Source organism: Mesorhizobium sp. M1050 (genome assembly GCF_040318715.1).
Lineage (GTDB): Bacteria > Pseudomonadota > Alphaproteobacteria > Rhizobiales > Rhizobiaceae > Mesorhizobium.
The window spans coordinates 128,254-146,864 of sequence record NZ_JAMYMV010000009.1 but is presented as its reverse complement, the minus strand read 5'-3'; the positions used below and the strand labels follow the sequence as shown (position 1 = coordinate 146,864).

General features: G+C 63.4%; 17 protein-coding genes. 4 read left to right on the top strand and 13 right to left on the bottom strand.

What is annotated here, in order from left to right:
- Positions 1-129: 129 nt before the first annotated feature.
- From clpB to NKH57_RS08445, 6 genes are all read right to left on the bottom strand, one after another.
- Positions 130-2,736, bottom strand: coding sequence for an ATP-dependent chaperone ClpB (gene clpB, locus NKH57_RS08470; RefSeq protein WP_352943484.1), 2,607 nt, complete (start codon positions 2,734-2,736; stop codon positions 130-132).
- A gap of 221 nt (positions 2,737-2,957) precedes the next feature.
- Positions 2,958-3,905 (bottom strand): DUF4167 domain-containing protein, encoded by a 948-nt coding sequence (locus tag NKH57_RS08465; protein ID WP_352943482.1) that lies wholly within the window; start codon positions 3,903-3,905, stop codon positions 2,958-2,960.
- Between the two features lie 302 nt (positions 3,906-4,207).
- Complete coding sequence (gene prmC / locus NKH57_RS08460; RefSeq protein WP_352943480.1) at positions 4,208-5,086, bottom strand: peptide chain release factor N(5)-glutamine methyltransferase; 879 nt, start codon at positions 5,084-5,086, stop codon at positions 4,208-4,210.
- Positions 5,079-6,158, bottom strand: coding sequence for a peptide chain release factor 1 (gene prfA, locus NKH57_RS08455; RefSeq protein WP_352943478.1), 1,080 nt, complete (start codon positions 6,156-6,158; stop codon positions 5,079-5,081). The genes prmC and prfA overlap by 8 nt, the downstream gene beginning before the upstream one ends.
- A 10-nt stretch (positions 6,159-6,168) precedes the next feature.
- A complete protein-coding gene (gene ptsP / locus NKH57_RS08450) occupies positions 6,169-8,439 on the bottom strand; it encodes a phosphoenolpyruvate--protein phosphotransferase (protein WP_352943476.1) in 2,271 nt (756 codons plus the stop codon).
- Between the two features lie 81 nt (positions 8,440-8,520).
- Entirely contained in the window at positions 8,521-9,774 is a 1,254-nt protein-coding gene (locus tag NKH57_RS08445; RefSeq protein ID WP_023757178.1) for an aspartate kinase, read from the bottom strand.
- Between the two features lie 259 nt (positions 9,775-10,033).
- Between NKH57_RS08445 and NKH57_RS08440 the strand changes: the two genes are divergently transcribed.
- Positions 10,034-11,875 (top strand): CHASE3 domain-containing protein, encoded by a 1,842-nt coding sequence (locus tag NKH57_RS08440; protein ID WP_352943491.1) that lies wholly within the window; start codon positions 10,034-10,036, stop codon positions 11,873-11,875.
- Between the two features lie 26 nt (positions 11,876-11,901).
- Here the strand turns inward: NKH57_RS08440 and NKH57_RS08435 are convergent, their stop codons facing one another.
- Positions 11,902-12,471 (bottom strand): putative glycolipid-binding domain-containing protein, encoded by a 570-nt coding sequence (locus tag NKH57_RS08435; protein ID WP_352943474.1) that lies wholly within the window; start codon positions 12,469-12,471, stop codon positions 11,902-11,904.
- 181 nt (positions 12,472-12,652) lie between these two features.
- On the opposite strand from NKH57_RS08435, the gene ubiG reads away from it, so the two are divergent.
- On the top strand, positions 12,653-13,402 hold the full coding sequence (gene ubiG / locus NKH57_RS08430) for a bifunctional 2-polyprenyl-6-hydroxyphenol methylase/3-demethylubiquinol 3-O-methyltransferase UbiG (protein ID WP_352943472.1): 750 nt from the start codon (positions 12,653-12,655) through the stop codon (positions 13,400-13,402).
- 115 nt (positions 13,403-13,517) lie between these two features.
- Here the strand turns inward: ubiG and NKH57_RS08425 are convergent, their stop codons facing one another.
- Positions 13,518-14,432: a DMT family transporter gene (locus NKH57_RS08425; RefSeq protein ID WP_352943469.1), complete on the bottom strand. Its 915-nt coding sequence runs from the start codon at positions 14,430-14,432 to the stop codon at positions 13,518-13,520.
- Positions 14,433-14,529: 97 nt separating this feature from the next.
- On the opposite strand from NKH57_RS08425, the gene NKH57_RS08420 reads away from it, so the two are divergent.
- On the top strand, positions 14,530-15,015 hold the full coding sequence (locus tag NKH57_RS08420; RefSeq protein WP_352943466.1) for a MarR family winged helix-turn-helix transcriptional regulator: 486 nt from the start codon (positions 14,530-14,532) through the stop codon (positions 15,013-15,015).
- Between the two features lie 4 nt (positions 15,016-15,019).
- Here NKH57_RS08420 and NKH57_RS08415 read toward each other — a convergent pair whose 3' ends face one another.
- From NKH57_RS08415 to NKH57_RS08400, 4 genes are read right to left on the bottom strand one after another with little or no spacing between them, the layout of a single operon-like run.
- The gene (locus NKH57_RS08415; protein WP_023757184.1) at positions 15,020-15,445 is read right to left on the bottom strand and encodes a DUF1178 family protein; all 426 of its coding nucleotides are present in this window, start codon (positions 15,443-15,445) and stop codon (positions 15,020-15,022) included.
- A complete protein-coding gene (locus NKH57_RS08410; RefSeq protein ID WP_352943462.1) occupies positions 15,442-16,305 on the bottom strand; it encodes a carbon-nitrogen hydrolase family protein in 864 nt (287 codons plus the stop codon). Before NKH57_RS08410 ends, NKH57_RS08415 begins: the two co-directional genes overlap by 4 nt.
- 11 nt (positions 16,306-16,316) lie before the next feature.
- Positions 16,317-16,586 (bottom strand): glutaredoxin 3, encoded by a 270-nt coding sequence (grxC, locus tag NKH57_RS08405; protein ID WP_023757186.1) that lies wholly within the window; start codon positions 16,584-16,586, stop codon positions 16,317-16,319.
- Positions 16,587-16,613: 27 nt separating this feature from the next.
- Positions 16,614-17,414, bottom strand: a complete 801-nt coding sequence (locus tag NKH57_RS08400; protein WP_352727979.1) for a ComF family protein — start codon at positions 17,412-17,414, stop codon at positions 16,614-16,616.
- A 63-nt stretch (positions 17,415-17,477) separates the two neighbouring features.
- Between NKH57_RS08400 and NKH57_RS08395 the strand changes: the two genes are divergently transcribed.
- A complete protein-coding gene (locus tag NKH57_RS08395) occupies positions 17,478-18,353 on the top strand; it encodes a methyltransferase domain-containing protein (protein ID WP_352943458.1) in 876 nt (291 codons plus the stop codon).
- 23 nt (positions 18,354-18,376) lie between these two features.
- Here NKH57_RS08395 and NKH57_RS08390 read toward each other — a convergent pair whose 3' ends face one another.
- Complete coding sequence (locus tag NKH57_RS08390) at positions 18,377-18,556, bottom strand: Flp family type IVb pilin (protein ID WP_352943456.1); 180 nt, start codon at positions 18,554-18,556, stop codon at positions 18,377-18,379.
- Positions 18,557-18,611 lie beyond the last annotated feature (55 nt).

Sequence of the window (18,611 nt, the reverse complement as noted above, 5' to 3'; positions counted from 1 at the left end):
TCTCCTATGATTCGAGCTTCGCAACCCGAGTTACGGAGAACCCCTCCTCAACTGCAAGAATCTCATATCTGTCTGAGCGCGGTCAAGACCTAAGACGCCGCGCATCCAGAATGGACGCGCGGCGTTGGATCAGGCTGCCGCTTCCGCCGCGACGATCGTCGGCTTAGAGCGGAAGTTCAGCCGGTCGGAACCGGCTGTCACCTTGACGGTCGAGCCGTCGAGAATGTCGCCAAGCAGGACCTTCTCCGCCAGAGGATCCTGCAACTCCTTCTGCATCACTCGCTTCAGCGGCCGCGCGCCATAGGCCGGGTCGTAACCCTTGGCTGCCAGCCAGTCGATCGCCTCCTGATCCAGCGATAGCGTGATCTTGCGGTCGACAAGCAGGCTCTCCAGCCGCTTGAGCTGGATCTCGACGATGCGGCCCATATCCTGCCGGCGCAGCCGGTGGAACAGGATCACCTCGTCGACACGGTTGAGGAACTCCGGCCGGAACGATGCCCTGACGACATTCATCACCTCGTCGCGAACCACATCGACATCCTGGTCCTCGCCGAGATTGACGAGATATTCAGCACCGAGGTTCGAGGTCATGATAATCAGCGTGTTGCGGAAGTCGACGGTACGGCCCTGGCCATCGGTCAGGCGGCCGTCGTCGAGCACCTGCAACAGCACGTTGAAGACATCGGGATGTGCCTTTTCGATCTCGTCGAACAGCACGACCTGATAAGGCCGCCGCCGCACCGCTTCGGTCAGCGCGCCGCCTTCCTCATAGCCGACATAGCCGGGAGGCGCGCCGATCAGCCGGGCAACCGAGTGCTTCTCCATGAACTCCGACATGTCGATGCGCACCATCGCGCTTTCGTCGTCGAACAGGAAGTTCGCCAGCGCCTTGGTCAGTTCGGTCTTGCCGACACCCGTCGGTCCGAGGAACATGAACGAGCCGATCGGCCGGTTCGGATCCTGCAAGCCCGCACGCGCCCGACGCACGGCCTTCGAGACAGACTGCACCGCTTCGCCCTGGCCGACGACGCGCTTGCCGATCTCGTCTTCCATGCGCAGCAGCTTGTCGCGCTCGCCCTGCAGCATCTTGTCGACCGGAATGCCGGTCCAGCGCGAGACAATATGGGCGACGTGGTCGGGGGTGACCACCTCTTCGACCATGCCGACCTTGCCGTCCTGGGCCTCGGCCTGCTTCAGCTTCTTTTCCAGTTCCGGGATCTTGCCATAGGCCAGCTCGCCGGCGCGCTGGAACTCACCCTTGCGCTGGGCAATGGCGAGGTCGTTGCGCGCCTCGTCGAGCTGCTTCTTGAGGTCAGCGGCGAGCCCGAGCTTCTGCTTCTCGGCCTGCCACTTGGCGGTGATCTCGGTCGATTCCTCTTCGAGGCCGACGAGTTCCTTTTCCAGGCGGGCGAGTCGGTCCTTCGAGGCATCGTCCGTCTCGACCTTCAGCGCTTCGCGCTCGATCTTGAGCTGCATGATGCGGCGATCGATCTCGTCCAGTGCTTCGGGCTTGGAATCGACCTGCATGCGCAGTCGCGATGCGGCCTCGTCGACGAGGTCGATCGCCTTGTCCGGCAGGAAGCGGTCGGCGATGTAGCGGTTGGACAACGTCGCCGCCGCCACCAGCGCCGAATCCGAGATACGCACCTTGTGGTGCTGCTCGTATTTTTCCTTCAGGCCGCGCAGGATCGAAACGGTGTCCTCCACCGTAGGCTCATCGACGAACACCGGCTGGAAGCGCCGGGCAAGGGCTGCATCTTTCTCGACATGCTTGCGGTACTCGTCGAGCGTGGTGGCGCCGACACAGTGCAGTTCACCGCGCGCAAGCGCGGGCTTCAACAGGTTCGACGCATCCATGGCGCCATCCGCCTTTCCGGCACCGACCAGCGTGTGCATCTCGTCGATGAACAGGATGATGTTGCCGCTGGCCGAGGTGACTTCGGAGAGCACGGCCTTCAGCCGCTCCTCGAACTCGCCGCGGTATTTGGCGCCGGCAATCAGCGCGCCCATGTCGAGCGCCATCAATTGCTTGTCCTTCAGCGATTCCGGCACGTCGCCATTGACGATGCGCAGCGCCAGGCCTTCGGCGATCGCTGTCTTGCCGACGCCCGGTTCACCGATCAGCACCGGATTGTTCTTGGTGCGGCGCGACAGCACCTGGATGGTGCGTCGGATCTCGTCGTCACGGCCAATCACCGGATCGAGCTTGCCGGCACGCCCATCCGCGGTCAGGTCGCGCGCATATTTCTTCAGCGCGTCGTAGCCCTGTTCGGCACTCGCTGAATCGGCGGTGCGGCCCTTGCGGACGTCGTTGATGACCTGGTTGAGTGCCTGCGCGGTGACGCCGGCCTTGGCCAGGATGTCGGCGGTCTTGGCCGATTTCTCCATGGCGAGCGCCTGCAGCAGCCGCTCGACGGTGACAAAACTGTCGCCGGCCTTCTTGGCCAGTTCCTCGGCGGTCGAGAACACTTTTGCCAGCGGCTGCGCCAGATAGAGCTGGCCATTGCCGCCCTCGACCTTGGGCATCGCCTCGAGCGCCGTCTCGACGCCAAGCTTGACGTCGCGGGCATTACCGCCGGCGCGCTCGATCAGCGATGCGGCAAGGCCCTCGTCATCGTCGACGAGCACTTTCAGGATGTGTTCAGGCGTGAACTGCTGGTGGTTGCGGGAGAGCGCCATGGTCTGCGCGGACTGGATGAAGCCGCGCACGCGCTCTGAGTATTTCTCAAGGTTCATATCTGTCTCCTTCCATCACCGGCCCGCTTTGCGGCACCGGATCAGATTGCGGTGACGAATCCGCCCATTCGAGCCGGATCCTGTTCAGCCGAGATATGGTGCGTAGGCCATGCTGTCTCAAGACGCCTTGATGTCGGTCAACGCATAATATGCCATCGCGGCACAAAACAAAAACGGCGGAGATTTCTCCCCGCCGCTCAATGTGTTGAAATGTCGTTCGATCAGTTGTCGATGTCGACAATTGCCGGTTCAGCGTTGCCGCTGTCGGCCGGGGCCGCTGTCACCTCGCCGCCTTCGGCACTGTCGCCACCGCCATCGACCTGATTGGCGTTGACGCGCGGACGGCGCGGACGCCTCGGGCGACGGGCAGCACCGCTTTCGGCGGCCGCCTCATTGAGCTCGGCCTGGGCGGCAAGACCCGCCGGCGAAAGGTTCTCGAACAACGGAGCGGGTTCGGCCGCCGCAACGGACTCGGTCGGCGAAGCGGTTTCGGCCTGAACCGGAGCCTCGTTGCCCCGGGACTGACCACCTTGCTCGGCGGACGACGAATAATCCCGCTGACCGTAACCGCCATTGGGGCGACGATCGCGATGGCGTGCGCCACTGTTGTCGCGGCCACCACTGTTGCGCCCGCTATTGTCACGTCCGCTGTTGTCACGCCCGCTATTGTCACGATTGTCGCGGCCACCTTCCCGGTTGAGCGCAACCTCGGCCGGCATGCCTTCGATGACCGGCTGCGGGCCGGCGCCATGGTTGATCACCGGCACTTGGGCATCGGAAACGGTATTGCTGTTGTTGCTGGCATTGTCGAAATCGTCGCGATCCTCGTCGCCGTCATCGTCGAAATCATCGCGATTCTGCTGCGTGTTCTGGATCGGCATCTGCGCCTGCGCGGCCGCGATGATGCGATTGTAATGTTCGGCGTGCTGGAGATAATTCTCCGCCATGACCCGATCGCCGGAGCTTTGCGCGTCGCGGGCAAGGGTGGCGTATTTTTCGGCGATCTGCTGAGCCGAACCGCGGATCTTGACGTCCGGGCCATTGCTCTCGTAGTTGCGCGTCAGGGGGTTCGGCCCCTTGCGGTTGTTGTTGTTATTGTTGTTATTGTTGCTGCCGCCGCCATTGTTGTTGCGACCGCGCATGCGCCTGTTCTGCTGTTGTGGCCTCATCAAACTCTCTTCATCTTGAAATTTTCGAAAACTCTTCACGAACGGAGGCGCTCATGCAGCCAGCCGCTTCGTCTCTTCACCGGCGTTCGCCCGCATCAATTGCGTTGGCGCCACGTGCCATCCTGTTCCGGTTACATCACTTGCCGGACGATTCCCGCACGAAGCTTGGGCATCGTTTGCGCAAGAAGGCAGCTATTTCCAAGGAAAACCGAATCGCTAAGAGCACTGCCTGCTTCGTCTCATCCGGTTAAGGCGACCCTAGCCGCATTCCCCGGCATTGCCAAGCGCTTTTTTGCACTGCATCAAGGCTTTATCCTTTCAAAGACAAGAACCCTGTCGTTTCCGCCAAGATCCCGAAAAGCACCACCCGGCACGTAGCCGGCAACTGTGAATATCTCCGAGACTTGATCGTGCTGCGTGTGGCCGATCTCGACCGCAATCCTGCCTTCAGTTTCCAAAAACCTCGCCGCCTCCGCGGCGATGATCCTATAGGGGTTCAGACCATCCGCGCCGCCATCCAAGGCCAAGCGCGGGTCGAAATTGCGGACTTCGTCCTGCAGATTTCCTATGTCTTCAGAGGGTATATAGGGAGGGTTTGCGGCAATTACATGGTACCGGCCCGAAACTTTTTCAAACCAGTCCGACTGCAGCGCTGTGAACCGCCTTGCAAGGCCCAACTGCCCGGCATTGCGGGTCGCCGTCGCCAACGCGCCCGCGGACAGATCGACACCGGTGGCCGTAGCTGTCGGCACGGCACTGAGCAGCGCCAGCGCAATGGCGCCGGTGCCGGTGCCAAGATCGAGGATCCGGCATACGCCCTCCCGCGCCGCAATTGCCTTGACGAAGGGCAACACAGCCTCGACCAGCGTTTCGGTATCCGGCCGCGGCTCCAGCGTTTCCGGCGACAGCGACAGGCGTAAACCATAGAATTCACGATAGCCGAGGATGCGGTGCACCGGCTCACCGCCGGCGCGGCGCCGCAAGGCAGCGTCGATTTCGGCAACAATATCGGCGTCGACCTTGCGTTCGGGGTCCGCGATGGCTTGCGTACGCGTGGTGCCGGAAAAATGCTCGACGATCAGCCGCGCATCGAGCGCCGGATCATTGGTAACTGCAGCGGCAAGCCGAGCCTGCGCTTCCCGCAGCAGCGGCCCGAGCGTCTCGGGCAGTTGATCAGCCATCGATGCCGATGTCGGCAAGCAGCTTCGACTGGTGATCGGCGATCAGCGCGTTGATGATCTCGTCGAGTTCGCCCATCATCACCCGGTCGAGCTTGTAGAGCGTCAGGTTGATGCGGTGGTCGGTGACGCGGCCTTGCGGGAAATTATAGGTGCGGATGCGTTCAGAGCGGTCGCCGGAACCGACCTGCGACTTGCGCGATTCGGAACGCTCCTCGTCAGCCTTGCCGCGCTCCAGGTCATAGAGCCGGGCGCGCAGGATCTGCATGGCCTTCGCCCGATTCTGATGCTGCGACTTCTCCGCCTGCACCACCATGATGCCAGTCGGCAAATGAGTGATGCGAACGGCCGAATCAGTGGTGTTGACGTGCTGGCCGCCTGAACCCGAGGCGCGCATCGTGTCGATGCGGATGTCTTCGGCCCTGATGTCGATGTCGACCTCTTCGGCTTCCGGCAGCACCGCGACGGTGGCCGCCGACGTGTGGATGCGCCCGCTCGCCTCGGTCGCCGGCACGCGCTGCACGCGGTGCACGCCGGATTCAAATTTCAGATGCGCAAAGACGCCCTTGCCCGACACGGTGGCGATGATTTCCTTGTAGCCGCCGGCATCGCCTTCACTGGCCGAAGCCGTCTCGAAACGCCAGCCATGTTCGGCAGCGTAGCGCTCATACATGCGAAACAGGTCGCCGGCGAAAAGGGCGGCCTCATCGCCGCCGGTTCCGGCGCGAATTTCGAGGATGGCGTTCTTGTCGTCGGCGGCATCCTTGGGCAACAGCAGGATTTGGATGTCCCTCTGCAGCGCCTCGATGCGTTCCTCGACCTCCGGCAGGTCGGCCTCGGCAAGCGCCCGCATCTCGGCATCGGTGCCCTTGTCGGCAAGCATGGCTTTGAGGTCGGCCTGCTCATGCTCGGCCAGGCGCAGTGCCCTGACCTTGGCCACCACGTCCTGGATTTCGGCATATTCGGACGCCATCCGTACATAGGCATCCGGCGCCGGGCCGGCCGACATCTGCGCTTCGAGCATCTCGAAACGCTTGACGACTTGATCCATACGATCGCGGGGCAGGTTGACCATGATGAGGACGCTACAATGGAATCGAACGGTCGTCGGCAAAGGCCTGCAGTAGCGCCCGCATCGGCAATCCCTGCGCCGGCGCCATCAGATTGTCGTCGAAGAACGCCTCCAACTCATCCAGCGGCAGTTCCGTCAGCATCGCCTTGACCGGGCCGATCGAGGCCGGCGACATCGAGATAGAGCGGAAGCCGAGGCCGATCAACGCCATCGCCGAGATAGGTTTTCCGGCGAGTTCGCCGCACAGGGTCACCGGCGTGTGGTTGCGGACGCCGGCATCGGCGATCTGCTTGAGCACCCGCAGGAACGGCGCCGACAGCGTGTCGAAGCGGTTGGCCAATTGCGTGTTGCCGCGGTCGACGGCCATGACGAACTGGAACAGGTCGTTCGAACCGACCGAGACGAAATCGACGGCCTTCATCAATTCGTCGAGCTGGAACAAAAGCGACGGCACTTCAAGCATCGCGCCCAGCTTGAGGCTGGTCGGTAAATGATGGGCAAAACGCGACAGATGCCGCACCTCACGATCGATGATCTCGCGCGCCTGGGCGATCTCGCCGAGTTCGGTCACCATCGGCAGCATCAGCTTCAATTCGCGCCCGCCGCTGGCCTTGAGCAAGGCGCGAATCTGGGTGCGCAGCAAGCCCGGCCGGTCCAGCGTCAGGCGGATCGCCCGCCAGCCAAGCGCCGGATTCTCCTCCTGGATAGAGCCCTTGAAGTAGGGCAGCACCTTGTCGCCGCCAATATCGATGGTGCGGAAGGTAACCGGCTTGCCGCGCGCTGCCTCAAGCACGTCGCGGTAGAGCTTTTCCTGGGCCTCGGCCCGGGGAAACGTCGAGGCGACCATGAATTGCAATTCGGTGCGAAACAGGCCGATGCCGGCCGCACCCGCCTCGGCGAGCTGCGGCAGGTCGACGGCAAGACCGGCGTTCATCAGCAGGTCGACCTGGACGCCGTCCTTGGTCGTCGACGGCTTCTTGCGCAGCTCGCGATAGACCTCTTGCCGGCGCGCCCGGAAACGCACCTTTTCGGCATAGGCAGCTTCGAGATCGGCCTGCGGCCGCAAATGGATCACGCCCTCTTCGCCATCGACAATGATGGCGTCGCCGTTTTCCGCCATGGAAACGGCGCCCTTCATCTGGCCGGCGACAGGGATGCCCATGGCGCGCGCGACGATGACAACGTGACTGGTCGCGGCACCGTCCTCGAGCACCAGCCCGCGCATCTTGTCCCGGGGATAATCGAGCAGTTCGGCGGCCCCCATCGAACGGGCGACGATGATGGCGTCCTTCGGCAGCGATGCGGCGACATCCTCCGGCCCACGTCCCATCAGCTGGCGCAGCAGCCGGTTGGCGAGGTCGTCGAAGTCGCTCATCCGTTCGCGCAGATACGGATCGGTCATGTGCAGCATGCGGGCGCGCATGTCGCTCTGCACCTTCTCCACGGCAGCCTCGGCCGTCAGGCCGTTGCGGATCGCCTCCTCTAGCCGCCGCACCCAACCGCGGTCGTTGGCGAACATGCGATAGGCTTCCAGAACCTGGCGATGCTCGCCCTCGAAGGCAACATCGCGGCGTTCCAGCATGTCGTCGATGGACAGCCTGAGCGAGCCAAGCGAGGTTTCGAGCCGGCGGATCTCTTCCTCGCTGTCCTCGTTGAACAAATTGGTGACGACGATGCGCGGCTCGTGCAGCACGACATGGCCAAGCCCGACGCCGTCATTGAAGGACAGGCCGGTGAAGCTGACAGGGCGGCGCAGATCGAGTTCCAGGCCCGGCCTGGTCAGCCGCGCCAGATCGCCGGTGGCGATCATCTCGGCGATCACCATGGCGGTGGTTTCCAGCGCCTCGACCTCATCGTCACGGTAATGACGCATGGTTTTGTTCTGCACCACAAGCACGCCCAATGTGCGCCCTGCCCGCAGCACCGGGACGCCGAGGAAGGAGTTGTAGATCTCTTCCCCGGTCTCCGGCAGATAGGCGAAGGCCGGGTGTTCCTGCGCATTCGAGAGATTGAGCGGCCGCGCGCTGGCCGCGATCGTGCCGACCAGGCCTTGCCCCAATCGCAACTGCGCCAGATGGACGGCGTTCGGGTTCAAGCCCTCGGTGGCGTAGAGTTCGAGCACCGAATCGGAGCGCAGCACATAGAGCGAGCAGACTTCGGCGACCATATTGGAGGCGATGTCGCGCACGATCCGGTCAAGCCGCTCCTGCGGCTCCAGCGGCTCCTGCATGAGCTCGCGGAGCCGTTTCAGCAAAACGCGCGGGCCACTGGCCTGATCACGCATCGCGGCTTGTTCTCCAATGGGCATTCTGCCCGCCACAGTTTCCACTGCGACCGGCGCACACGCAACAACTCAAATCGTTCGCTACTGCTTATCCAGACCGTAGACGGAATGCAAAGTGCGAACCGCAAGTTCGGTGTACGGACCGTCGATCAGGATCGAAATCTTGATCTCCGAAGTCGTGATGGCACGGATGTTGATCGACTTGTCGGCCAGCGCCTTGAAAGCGGTGGCGGCGACGCCGGCATGGCTCCTCATGCCTATGCCGATGACCGAAACTTTCGACATGCCGGCTTCCGACTGCACGACATCGTAGCCGATCGACGCCTTGAGGCGCTCCAGCACGGCCAGCGCCTTGTCGACATCGCCCGACGGCACGGTGAATGTCATGTCGGTAGACTTTCCGTCCTCGGATATGTTCTGGACGATCATGTCGACATTGATGTTGGCCTCGGCCAGCGGCCCGAAGATGCCGGCGGCAACGCCCGGCCGGTCGCCGACCCGGCGCAGCGAAATCTGCGCCTCGTCCTTGGCATAGGCAATTCCGGTGACGACCTGTTGTTCCACGATCTCTTCCTCGTCGCAAATGAGCGTTCCGGGCGGATTGAGCAAATCCCCCATTCCGGGCGCATTGGGATCGTCGAAGGACGACCGCACGAAGGTACGCACCCTGTGCACCATGGCAAGCTCGACCGAACGCACCTGCAGAACCTTGGCACCGAGCGAGGCCATTTCAAGCATTTCCTCGAACGATATCTTGGCCAGACGCCGCGCCTTGGGCTCGATGCGCGGGTCGGTGGTGTAGACCCCGTCGACATCGGTGTAGATGTCGCAACGATCGGCCTTGACCGCCGCCGCAATGGCGACCGCGCTGGTGTCGGAGCCGCCGCGGCCAAGCGTGGAGATGCGATTGTCTGGACCGATGCCCTGGAATCCGGCGATCACCGCCACCTGGCCCTCGCCGAAGCGTTTGATCAGGAACGCACCATCGATGTCGAGGATGCGCGCCGCGCCATGCGCATTATCGGTCTTGATCGGGATCTGCCAGCCCTGCCAGGAGCGTGCATGCACGCCCATGTTCTGCAAGGTGATTGCCAGAAGGCCGGCAGTGACCTGTTCGCCGGAAGCGACGACCGCGTCATATTCGCGTGCGTCGTGCATCGGCGAGGCCTCGCGCGTCCAGCCGACCAGTTCGTTGGTCTTGCCGGACATCGCCGAAACGACCACCGCCACCTCATGTCCGGCGTCGACCTCGCGTTTGACATGACGCGCCACGTTGCGGATGCGGGCGATGTCGGCGACGGAGGTTCCGCCGAATTTCATCACGATGCGCGCCATGGAAGCGAAATGCCTTTGACTGAAGCCGGATCCAGCCAAAAAAAGCGGGAATCCCGAAAAGTGGAAGGCCGGCTGACGCCGGCCGCTGAATGCGCGGCCTCCTTAGCCAAATGATGAAGGTTTCGCAAGGCTGGCGGCGGATTGCCGCCTTCAAGAAGACGACATATTGCGTTCCGCCCCGCTGCCGCTTACGAAATACCGCCCAGGGGGAACTCCTTTTGGTTCAGCATTGCAGATGATTACTCGTCTTCGGCGTGCCATGCGGTGGCAATCGCTCCCGCTCATCATCGGCTTCGCGGTGTTGGCGCTGATCGTCGGTAGCCGTGCCATGCTGGTCGAGGGCCAGAGGGCTAATCGCGCAGCCGCGCGCGAAGCAATCGAGTATCAGGAATTGCTTTCGGAGCTGCTTTCGCTGGCGCAAGACGCGGAGGGCGGTCAGCGCGGCTACCTTCTGACCGGCGAGAAATCCTATCTCGAACCCTATCGGCAAGCCGTCGGCGCAATTCCCGAGCAACTTGCGCATATCGAAGGCATGACCGCCCCCGACGACCAGGTCGTCCAGCAAATCAACCACATCAAGGAGGCGCTTTCGCAAAAGCAGGCCGAAATGGCCGAGACGATTGCGCTGTATGACCAAGGCAACGCGACAAAGGCGCTGGATCTGGTCCGCAGCGGCCAGGGCAAGGCCGCCATGGACGAAATCCGGACAAGCATGGATGCGATCCGACGCATCAGCGCCGCCGCCCTCGCTGCGCGCGACATTCATACCGACCAGGTCGAGGCCTGGCTGCGCATCGGTTCGCTGGCGGCGCTGCTGGCGATCTTCCTGCTTGCCGCCTACACGATCAGGCAATCGCGTCGCCGCTTTCACGACGTGGTCGTCGTCCAGGAAGAACTGATGCGCAAGAACATCGCGCTCGGCCATGAGATACAGACGCGCGAAAAGGCCGAATCCCAGATACGCCAGATGCAGAAGATGGAGGCAGTCGGCCAACTGACGGGCGGTATCGCCCACGATTTCAACAACATGCTGGCTGTGATCATCAGTGCCATGAACCTCGCCCAGCGCAAGTTGGCGCGCGGCGAACACGACATCGAAAAATTCATAGAGGCGGCGGTCGACGCTGCGACCCGTGCCGCCAATCTGACGGCCCGGCTGCTCGCCTTCTCGCGTCAGCAGCCACTGGCGCCGCAGATCGTCGACGCCAACCGTCTGCTGACCGGAATGTCGGACCTGATCCGGCGGGCACTCGGCGAAGCCATCCGCATCGAAACCGTGCTGGCGGGCGGCTTGTGGAAGATCCATGCCGACCCGAGCCAGATCGAGAACGCCATTCTCAACCTCGCCGTCAATGCACGCGACGCCATGGGCGATGGCGGCAAGCTGACCATCGAAACCGCCAACAGCCATCTCGACGACAACTACGCCGCAGCACATGCCGATGTCGAGGCCGGCCAGTATGTGATGATCGCCGTCAGCGACACCGGTTCGGGCATGGCCCCCGAAATCATAGCCAGGGCCTTCGAGCCCTTTTTCACCACCAAGCCGGTCAACAAGGGCACCGGCCTGGGACTGAGCCAGGTATTCGGTTTCGTCAAACAGTCGGGTGGCCACGTCAAGATCTATTCCGAACCCGGCGAAGGCACGACGGTCAAGATATACTTGCCGCGATTCTTCGACCCGCAGGGACCTGTCGTGTCGGGCGGGCGCGGCGAGAATCCCGCCGCACCGGTCACCGAAACGATCCTTGTCGTCGAGGACGATGCCGGCGTGCGTGCCTCCACCACGGATGCCTTGCGCGAACTCGGCTACGTCGTCATCGACGCCGCAAGTGGCCAGGAAGCATTGCAGAAACTGGCGGAAAACCCCGGCATCGCGCTTCTGTTCACCGATATCGTCATGCCCGTGATGAACGGCCGCAAGCTGGCGCAAGAGGCGGTCGCGCGCATGCCGCGGCTGAAGGTGATCTTCACCACCGGCTTCACCAGGAATGCCGTGGTCCACAATGGCGTGCTCGACCATGACGTACATTTCCTGGCCAAGCCCTTCACCATCGAACAGTTGGCGACGAAACTGCGCGACGTGCTGGACACGAAATAGGCCGCATCGGAACGACCTTGATCGCTTCAGCCTGATGCAGCCGAGCTTGCCCACAGGCCGGGATAATCGACTACGAACCCGCACGGCGAAACCTGAAGGACCTCGTCATAGCCGAACATGGGCGCGACGTAGGCGTAGCGAGCCTCATCGAGACGGCGGTAACTCTGTTCGAGGCGCGCCAGCTTGAGCTCCGGAAAGGTCAGGTAGGCGGCGGGGGCGGGCGTCGCCTCGCCGATGCCGAGATCGAACCGGCGGATCGCCAACAGGTTCGATGTCGGCGTGAACCCGAGGTCGACGTCGACGAGGCCGGCGACATCGCGCTGGACTTCGCCGTTCAGCGTCCAGCGGCCATCCGAACCGCGTTCGATCGCATAATGCAGCTCGCGCGTGCCGAGAAAGCCGTCGACCTGCGCCGCCCGTGTCCTCCAGCCGGCATCGCAATCCAGCTTGTAGGCAAGGCAGCACGGCTGGCCGTCCTGGATGAAGATGGCCTGCCCCTCGAGGCTGTGCCCGTCGTCGGTCGGCGAAAGCAGGCAGGCGTCGTGGCCCTCCAGGTCCAGCCGGCGCCAGAGGATCGAAGCCGTTTCCCGTTTCATCGTCGTCCCCTTCGAACTTAAAGCCTGTCTTCTTTTCGCCCGGCGGGCCAATTGTGTTTCGACGAGGCGCCCGACAGGTGACATGTGCTGACAGAAGCTGCTGCTTCGACTGCATCGAAAAATGCTGCCTTGACATTCGCGGTCTCACGCCCGACTTCCTAGCGTTCGAGGAGACCAATCGATGCCAGAGCCCCGACGATCGACGATCGATGCCGGAGAGGTGGAACGCTTTTCCGCCCTTGCCGCCGAATGGTGGAACCCGAACGGCAAGTTCCGTCCGCTGCACAAATTCAATCCGGTCCGGCTGTCCTATATCCGCGACCAGATAGCGACGCGCTTTGGCCGTGATCCACGCGCCGCGAGGCCTTTCGAGGGTCTGCGCATCCTCGACATCGGCTGCGGCGGCGGCCTGTTGTGCGAGCCGATGGCACGGCTTGGCGCCGAAGTCGTTGGCGCGGATGCCTCCGAAACAAACATCGAAGTGGCGAAGCTGCACGCGGCCGAGGTCAATGTCAGCGTCGACTATCGCGCCACGACTGCCGAGGACCTTGCCGACGCCGGTGAGAAATTCGACGTCATCCTCAACATGGAAGTGGTCGAGCATGTCGCCGACATCGACCTGTTTGTCGCCAAATGCGGCGAGATGGTCCGGCCGGGCGGCATCATGTTCGTGGCCACTATCAACCGCACGCTGAAGGCGCTCGGTCTGGCCATCATCGGCGCCGAATACGTGCTGCGCTGGTTGCCGCGCGGCACCCACCAATTCGGCAAGCTGGTGCGCCCGGAAGAGCTTGAGAAGGCACTTGGCAGTGCTGGCCTCACCGTCATCGACCGCACCGGAGTGACCTACAATCCGCTCGCCGACCGTTGGGCGCGCTCGAAGGACATGGACGTCAACTACATGGTGCTGGCGGAAAAAAGCTCGATCTGACCCCTATTCGAATCGAGCGGCCGATAGCCGCCGCGCCAATAGATCGCCTTGGGCGGATCGGCCGACATCGGTGGCGAAGACAGCGAAACCGGCGCCAGCTGAGGCGCGAAGGCGCTCACGCCGCCTGGCTTTGCGCGTTGGTGCTGATCTGATTTTGTGCACTGGTGGTGATGAAAACGCCGGCGGTGATGATGACCGCGCCCGCCCAGGTCAGCAGCTGATACTGCTCGCCGAGGAAGATCGTGCCGGCAAACAGGCCGACCGCCGCGGCCACGTAGCCGATCTGGCTGAGGTAGACCGGACCGCCGACTGCCTGCAGCCGGAAAAAGAAGGCGAACATCGCCGACGCCGACGCAGCCTGCGCGATGACCACCATCGGCACGCCGCTCAGGGGAGCGAAGGCCTTGACGCCGAATAGAGCCAGAATGCCGACAAGCAGTATCGCCGCCGATGCCAGGTGGCTGCCGACGGCAAGCTCGATGGGGCCGGTGCCTTTCGGCCAGTCGGCCGTGCGGTAGATGTTGCCGGCGGCAAGGCTGACCGGGATGAGCAGCCCCATGACCACCCAGAACAGATCGGCCGGCTCGCCGGCCTCGCCGCGCGTCACCGCCACCATGACGGCGCCGACAAAGCCGATGGCAATGCCGACAATGCCCAGCATGTTCGGGCGCCGGACACGCAGCAGGATCGAGAACACCAGCGTGATGACCGGCGACAGGGTGAACATGATGCCGGTGTAGCCGGCGCCAAGATGCGGAATGGCCGAGAACATCAGGAGATTGGGCACGGCATAGGACACCGCCGCGGTGACGAAGAAATAGCGCAATTTGTGCGCCGTGAGCCGGACGCGCTGGCCGCGTAGCAGCAAGGCGCACAACAGCACGCCGCCGGCGCCAAGCGAGATGACGAAAGCCCAGACCATGGCCGGCACGCCGGCCGCCGTGGCGAGCTTGCCGAATGGCAGCGTCAGGCCGAGCAAACCGCCGGTGACGACCAGCAGGCCGAGCGCCGAATCCCATAGAAATTTCATGATCGAACCCTGTTGCGAGCGGCCCTTGGCCGGCATTGCATCTTGAGGTAAGATAATGGAAAGATTCTTAACGTCAAGATATATGATGGTGAGACAGTTGGACAGGGCAGCAAGGGCGATCGAGCAATGGAAGCGGGAGCGGCCCGATCTGGATGTCTCGCCGATGGCAGTGCTCGGGCGGCTGAACGAGGCCGCCTCGCTGATCGCCCGCGAGCACCTCGGTCCGTTGTTTGCCCGCTATGGATTGCAGTCCGGGGAATTCGATGTGCTGGCCACGCTGCGCCGCTCTGGCTCGCCTTTCGCGCTGACGCCGACCGCCCTCTATGAAGCAACGATGGTGACGTCCGGCGCCATGACGAACCGGCTCGACCGGCTCGAAACGTCGGGATTGATCCTGCGCGGGCCACACCCCAACGATCGGCGCGGCATTGTCGTGCGGTTGACTGAAAAGGGGCTGGCTTTGATAGACGAGGCAGTTACCGCCCATGTCGCCAACGAGCACAAGATTCTGGCGAGCCTGACGCAGGCAGAAAAGGAAACGCTCTCTCGGCTGCTTGAAAAGCTGATCGGCAGCGTCGGCTAGCCGCTCAGTTGCGGTCGTCCGGGAACACCGGAATCGGCATGAACTCGACGCCGTCCTCGGCCAGGCTCTTGGCCTCGTCCAGCGTCGCCTCGCCATAGATGCCGCGCGGGTCGCTTTCGCCGAAATGGATTTTTCGGGCTTCCTCGGCGAATTTGTCGCCGACATAGTCGGCATTCTCGCGCACCTTCTCGGCCATCGCCTTCAGTTGCGCCAAAGCCTGCTTCTGCGCCTCGCCCATGGCGAGCGCGATTGTTTCCTGCTTGCGCGCCGTGGAGACGGCCGGCGCCATCAGCGCCTTCTGCACCTTGTGCGAGCCGCAGGTCGGGCAATCGACAAAGCCGCGCTTCTTCTGGGTGTCGAAATCTTCGTTGCTGCGAAACCAGCCTTCGAATTCGTGCTCATGCTCGCAGATCAGGGAAAAACGGATCAAGAGGCTGCACCCCTGAGACGCGGCGCCTCGCCCGAGCCGTTGACGGCAAAATCCCGCGCATTTTTCAAATTGGGGATCTTCTTGCGCGCGGCAAGCGACTGCGCCGGGTCGATTTCGGCGACGATCACTGCCGGCTCATCATGCGCGGCTTCCGCGATGATACGGCCCCACGGATCGACGACCAGCGAATGGCCATAGGTCTCACGGCCGTCTTCATGCAAGCCGCCTTGCGCGGCCGCGACGAGATAGGAGCCGTTCTCGATGGCGCGCGCCCTGAGCAGCACATGCCAGTGCGCCTCACCGGTCTGGCGGGTGAAGGCGGCAGGTACGGAAAGCAGGTCGGCGCCAGCCAGTGCCTCGGCGCGGAACAATTGCGGAAAGCGCAAATCGTAGCAGATCGCGAAGCCCAGTTTCGCGCCATTCAGGTCGGCCACGACAGCCTCGGTCCCCGGCTCATAGGCCGAGGATTCGCGCCAGCTCTCGCCATTGTCGAGATCGACGTCGAACATGTGGATCTTGTCGTAGGTGGCGAGCGTAGCGCCATCCGGGCCAAACAGCAGCGCCCGGTTGGCGAGCTTGCCGTCGGCGCGCGCGATGGCGGTCGAGCCGATATGCAGGAAGACGCCGAGCTCCTTGGCCAGTCTGCGCGCGGTCGCGACGACGACATCCTTGTCCTCCGACGTGAAGGACGCGGCGCGGGCTTGCCTGTCGCGGATCAGCGCGCCGGTCATCTCCGGCGTCTGGATGTAAGTCGCACCTTGGCCAGCAGCCTCACGCACCAGCCGCTCGAGATCGACCGCGTTGCGCTCGGGGCTTTCGCCTGAACGCATCTGGATTGCAGCGGCCTTGAAAACACCCATCGCCATCTTCCTCAATTCGTCGCGCCGTTGGCGAGCAGTTTGTCCAGCCGGCCTTCGGCTTCCAACTCGTGGAGGTCGTCGCAACCGCCGACATGCGTGTCGCCGACGAAAATCTGCGGAAAGGTCGAGCGGCCACGGGCGCGGGAGATCATCTCCTGGCGCAGTTCCGGCGAGAACGAGGCGTCGTGCTCGGTGAAGGCGACGCCCTTGCGTTCGAGCAGCCGCTTGGCTGCCGTGCAATAGCCGCACATCATGCGGGTGTAGATGGTAACTTCGGCCATGACGAATTTCCGCTGTTCGTTGCCGACTTATATAGTCACGGACTCGTCCGCCCGGAAGTCCCCCGGCAACACACGCGCGAAGGTCAGCACGTCGACGGCGGCGGCACCTCCCCTTTTGAGCGCCTTTGTGGCGGAACGCACGGTGGCGCCGGTGGTGTAGACATCGTCGATCAAAAGCACTCGGCGGCCGGCGATCTCGATTTCCGCTTCGGCGGGCACGCGAAAGGCGGCCCGCACATTCTCCTCGCGCTCGCTGCGCTCCAGCCCAACCTGCTGCCGGGTGAGTTTTACGCGCCGCACCGCCGAGGGCGCGAACGGCAATTGACTGAGCACCGAGACCGCCCTCGCCAATTCCGCCGACTGATTGAACCTTCGCCTGAAAAAGCGCCGCCAGTGCAGCGGCACCGGCACCACCACATCCGCCTGCGCGATGAGATCGGCACCGGCGCGCACCATCCAGCGCGCCATCCATGGCGCGAGATCGGTGCGATCCTGGTATTTCAGCCCTTGCACCATCTGGCGGGCGACGCCGGAATAGGCGACCGCCGCCCGCGCCCGCTCGAAAGGCGGCGGATCGGCAATGGCCTCGGCGGACAGAAAGCCCTCGCCCATATGGTGGGTAAACGGCGTGCCCATCACCGGGCACCATGGCCGCTCCAGCAGCCTGAGCTTCGGCCAGCAGGCGCCGCACAGCACGCCGGGCTGCGAGACATGCCTTCGGCAACCGGCGCAGACCGGCGGAAACAGGATGCGCGCCGGCCAGCCGAGAGCCGATCGGGCGAAACTGCGGATCTCGACGGACTTGATCTTGGGCATCGGATCGGCCACGTGGTTGGTCCTGCGATCACTATATCAACGATCTATAGGCGTGGACAAACAAGGATCTGCCCGTTGCAGCCGATAATGGATACCTCTCTGTGGCTGGCGCACAAGCGGCGCGCGCTTGCCCATCCGGTCGACGGCGCGGACTTCCTCATGCGCCGCACCGCAGAGGACCTTGCCGACCGCCTTGGTGCCGTCGAGCGCCGGTTCGGCAAGGCCGCCGTGCTGTTCTGCCAGACACCGGCTGCAACCGAAATGCTCGCCGAAAGCGGCAAGGTCGCCGACATTGTCCGCGTCGAGACGGATAGGGCGTTCCTGGACGGTGGCGGCGCCGGCATGATCGCACCGCTCGAAACCGTGCCGTTCGAGGCGGAGAGCCTCGATCTGGCGGTCTCGCTTTTGTCGCTGCAGGCGATGAACGACATTCCCGGCATGCTGATCCAGATCCGCCGCGCGTTGCGGCCGGACGGGCTTTTCCTCGGCGCCTTTGCCGGCGCCGGCACGCTTTTCGAGTTGCGCGAAAGCCTGCTTGCGGCGGAGACCGAGCTTTATGGCGGCGCCAGCCCGCGTGTGATCCCGTTCACCGACGTGCGCGAGGCCGGTGCGCTTCTGCAGCGCGCCGGCCTTGCTCTGCCGGTCGCCGATGTCGAGACGGTGACGGTGCGCTACGCCAGCCTGTTCGACCTGATGGCGGATCTGCGGGCCATGGGCGAGACCAATGCGCTCACCGATCGCAGCCGGCGGCCGGGTTCGCGCGCGCTGTTTGCCCGCGCGGCGGAAATCTACGCCGAGCGGTTTTCCGACCCCGATGGCCGCGTGAGGGCCAGTTTCTCGATTGTGTGGATGTCCGGCTGGGCGCCCGACGCATCGCAGCAAAAGCCGCTGAAGCCGGGTTCGGCCAAGGTTTCGCTGAAGGCGATCCTGGAGGCGCCAGACGGGCAATGATTCTGCCCGCGGGAGCCGAAAGGTCAGGGGCCGAAAGCGTTCGCAAGCCTGCTGCTGTTGTCGCTGAACAGCCAGATGATCCCGTCGCGGACCTGACCGATACCGCCGACGATGGCCAGTGACAGCACGGCGATGATCACGCCATATTCGACGGCCGTGGCGCCGGTCTCGTCTTTCAGAAAACGCAGCAGCACTGCTTTCATGGCCTGAACCCCTCTCGTCCGGACCTTACCGCCGACCTGTTAAGAAAGGTTAACG